We start from the raw sequence: 3,976 nt of genomic DNA, 5'->3' as shown, positions 1-3,976 counted from the left end.
ACACCTGGCTCATGAAAGTCTGGCAGATAAGCTAAGCCTGACAGCAAAAATGCTGGTGAGTAGTGCTGGCCAGAGAGTAAAAGAAGGTATTTGACAGTGAACGCCTGCCACAGTGAGTTGAAGCGATGGATTGATGGCTTCTTCAAAGGTGCTGCCAGCAAAGGTGCTGCCAGCAAAGGTGCTGCCAGCAAAGGTGCTGCCAGCAAAGGTGCTGCCACCCAGTATTTGCAGCGCTATCTGGATTGGAAGCGTTATCTAAAGACTCATACGTTCTCACTCGAAGGTTTTTTAGATCAGATTTCGATTCATTGGGCTCAACAACACATAACCTGAACTGAGCCTCGTTAGGTAAAGTCATCAATATTTATATATAAACAAGGGTTGATTTAAAATGACTGTCGAACAAAAAACTGAAAATGGTATTGATTATCAAAGATGTCGACGTGGCTTGATGCAAGATGTTCAGAATCAAGAAGCTAGTTATAACGGTAGAAAGTGCGCTTCTGCTGAGGTGTCTTCAGATAATACTTTTATGGGTTTGTCAGGTGAAACCTGGTTAGAGGATTCTACCAATTCAGAAAGAAAGATTGTTGATGCTCGTAGTATACATAAAACTAAAGGAGCTATTGGAGATATGCAATCTGAGCAGAATCAATCAAGAGGGGTTTCAGGTTCTGATGAGTCAGATGCAGAAGGAGAATCAGAGGAACAGCTTTTTTGTTCGGCGGAAACAAAAAGAATTGATTTTAAACTGGATTGTCCTCAATCGAGGATAGGTTGTAAAAATAATGGTCAAAATAATAAATATAACAATCAAGAATATGATTATAGTGTAGTAACCTCAGGTCGTGACGAAAGTTCTGAAATATCTTCAGATGACTCGGATGTTTCAACGGTAGCTATTGATATTGCAGAGTTGGCAACAGATAAGGGAATCTCAAAAAAAAACAGCGGTATTGAGTTTGTTAGAAAAAGAATCAATCCAGGATTATTATCTCAAGCCACATTTGTTTATGGACCGGCATTAGCTTACGCCGCATACACGGCTTATATATATTCATTGCCGGAATATAATGACAAGGGGGAAGATGGTGAGGTACTTCCTGCTTATACGATATCGAGGGCTGCCGCTGCATTTGCTGAGGGTGCTCTGGTGGCTGGAGTTATTCCTCTGCTAGAGGTATGTGCAGATAAGCTGAGAAATCTAAAAATATGTAATTCTTATATTTTCAGACACCTGTATTCAAGAAAAATTGAGCTGCATAAAGTTGCAGGCATATCTTTAACTGCTGCTGGAGTCGTTCATACTGCTGGTCATCTTGCCCGTGCTGGTAGCCCTGTACTGACAACGCAGGAAGGTATTACAGGTCTTCTAATGTTATTGGGGAATGGCGTTATTGCCGGCAGTTATTTGTCTTTGAAGTCTGACTGTTTCAAGAGAAGGTTAACTTATCTTACAAGTATGAAAGCTCACAGGTATGGGGCCTTTGCCATGGTTGGATTACTGGCGGCACATAACAGTGATCGTCGATTGTTACCATTCGTTGGTTGCCTGATGGGCAGTGTGTTTGCAGACAGATTAATTACTCATGTAAATCATCATTTTGTCACTCCAATATACTCAATTCAATTGCTGGGTAGCCGTAAAAAACAGATGTTCATCCAGGCAGAACTGCCGGGAAGAATGGCCGCTCCTGTTCCCGGGCAGTACTTCAAGCTAAAGCTCCCGGAGCTAGATGTTGTTTCTGGATTCAGAAACTTTACTGGCGGTGGTATCATTGATGGAAAAATTCATTTTGTTATCAGTAAATCAGGAATTGGAACTACAAAAATGTTTAACGCTGTAATTGAAGATTTCAATAAAGAGGGAAAGGAACAGGTTGGAGACTTGACTAAGTTAGAGCTGATTGGGCCGTATTCCTCAGTTCTGGAAACCATACACTATGAGAAAAGAGTTATTATGGTAACTAGTGGCGCAGGTTGTAATTTGGTCACAGCAAAACTTCTCTATCATTATAAATCATCAATAGCCATCACCATGATGGCTATTCACTGTTGTACAGAGCCTGAAGAGAGTCTGTCCATTATCCGGACTTTAAATGTCGCTCAAAAATATATTGGTGGGTCGATTCATTTATTTTTCTCAGGGGATAGGGTGTCTGATGAAGATTACACAAATGGGTTGCAGAATATTAAAGATCTTCTGGGTCAGATTGAAAATGTCAGGGTTTATGAATACAACATTGATGATCCTTTAGTTGAATCTGATGAGTTAAGTTTGAAAAGGCCTGAGAGAAAAGGTTTTACTCTGGCTAGACAAACAAAAGTAGATAATAAAGAAGGCGGGGAAGGAAATGTTGATCAGCCGTCGTTAAGAAAAATAAGAGTGCATATTTATAATAAAGTAAGAGTTTCTACTGAATCATTGCCTGAAAGTTTGATTAAGGAATCAAAACAATATGTTGAAAAAAATGGCAGAGGTTGCATGCCAGCAATATACGGTTGTGGAAGTGAATTCAGTAGCAATATTGCCACATCATTGAATAGCACAGTTGCTCAATCAGGATGTAAAATTTTGACTGAATTTCTGTAGCAGATTATGTTCGGGGAGAATTTTTCTTTGATTAGTGATGTTAAGGCCTGATATTTTTTGGCTCAAAAAAACACTGGTACGAGGAAAAATTGCCCATAGTTGTCTCCGTGAGGATAATACCTGTCTCCTTGAGGAGAATGCCCGGCTGAATGAGCGCGTTACGGCTCTTGAGAATGAGATCCATCGTCTTGGGGGACTCAACTGCAAACCCGACATAAAGCCCAATACCAAACCGCCAGAGCCTCCAGGTGACGACCAGCCAACGGACGACGATTCCGACTCTACAAAAGCAAATTTCATAAGTACTCCCTTAGTCTTATGTTGGGAAATCTGGACATGTTGTGAAGTTATAGAAGAAATTAAGGCAAGAGGAGGGGGAAGTACAGAAAGGGAGTAAGCATAAGAGGGGGCTTTAATTCCCCTCTTATGCTCTACTGTCAGAATTAACCAAAGTTACCCGCGATGTAATCTCGCGTTTTCTGGTGGTCAGCATTATGGAAAATCTTTTCTGTGGGGCCAAACTCCATCAGCTCACCCAGATACATAAAGCCAGTGTAGTCTGAGATACGCATCGCCTGTTGCATATTATGGGTGACGATGACGATGGTGTATTTTTCCCTCAGCTCAGTGATCAGCTCTTCAATGGCGGCGGTGGCCAGTGGGTCCAAAGCCGATGTTGGTTCATCCATCAGAATCACTTCCGGTTTCAGGGCGATGGTGCGGGCGATACAGAGGCGCTGCTGCTGACCACCGGACAGGCTGCTGGCATCGGCGTCTAATTTGTCCTTTACCTCTTTCCAGAGGTGAGCCCGCTTCAATGCTTTTTTGGCGCGAATGGCCATTTTCGGTGCGGACATGCCACCCTGCATTTTCAAGCCAAAGGTGATGTTGTCATAGATGGACATGGGGAATGGCGTTGGCTTCTGGAACACCATACCTACTTTTGAGCGCAGGGCGTTCAGGTCTACATTGTTTTTGAGAACATCTTCTCCGTCCAGTAACACCTCACCATCGGCATGCTGAGTACCATAGAGGTCATAAATACGGTTCATGGTGCGCAGCAGGGTAGACTTACCACAGCCGGAAGGGCCGATCAGTGCCGTTACCCGGTTGTTGTAAACCGGCATGTTGATGTCTTTCAGCGCAGGCTCGGCATTTTTGTTGTAGTAGAAGTTCAGGCTGTTAACCTCCATACGAGGCACAGGGTTGGCACTGCTTAACTCAGTGACAGATGCAGGCTTGGCCAGCGGGTTGTTCTGTGCTTCAAGAGTCTGTTCGATTGCTACATTCATGGTCATTTGGCAGCCTTTCTTGCTTTCAGCCAGCGAGGTAACACGGTGGCCAGAATATTTATAATCAGAATAAATGTGGTGATCAGCAGAG

The 3,976-nt window shown here is 43.0% G+C and carries 3 protein-coding genes; 2 read left to right on the top strand and 1 reads right to left on the bottom strand.

The genetic code is table 11. The features are described from left to right. Positions 1-96 precede the first annotated feature (96 nt). Positions 97-333, top strand: a complete 237-nt coding sequence (locus tag RM811_RS00945) for a hypothetical protein (RefSeq protein ID WP_402519877.1) — start codon at positions 97-99, stop codon at positions 331-333. Positions 334-391: 58 nt separating this feature from the next. Beyond that, positions 392-2,593, top strand: a complete 2,202-nt coding sequence (locus RM811_RS00940) for a ferredoxin reductase family protein (protein ID WP_402519875.1) — start codon at positions 392-394, stop codon at positions 2,591-2,593. A 443-nt stretch (positions 2,594-3,036) separates the two neighbouring features. Here the strand turns inward: RM811_RS00940 and pstB are convergent, their stop codons facing one another. Further along, positions 3,037-3,891 carry a phosphate ABC transporter ATP-binding protein PstB gene (pstB, locus tag RM811_RS00935; RefSeq protein WP_402519879.1) on the bottom strand — a complete coding sequence of 285 codons (855 nt, stop codon included), beginning with the start codon at positions 3,889-3,891 and terminating at the stop codon, positions 3,037-3,039. Positions 3,892-3,976 lie beyond the last annotated feature (85 nt).

The sequence above is a fragment of the Endozoicomonas sp. genome, from assembly GCF_031844845.1.
In the GTDB taxonomy this organism is placed as follows: Bacteria; Pseudomonadota; Gammaproteobacteria; order Pseudomonadales; family Endozoicomonadaceae; genus Endozoicomonas.
This window is presented reverse-complemented; position numbering and strand designations above follow the sequence as displayed.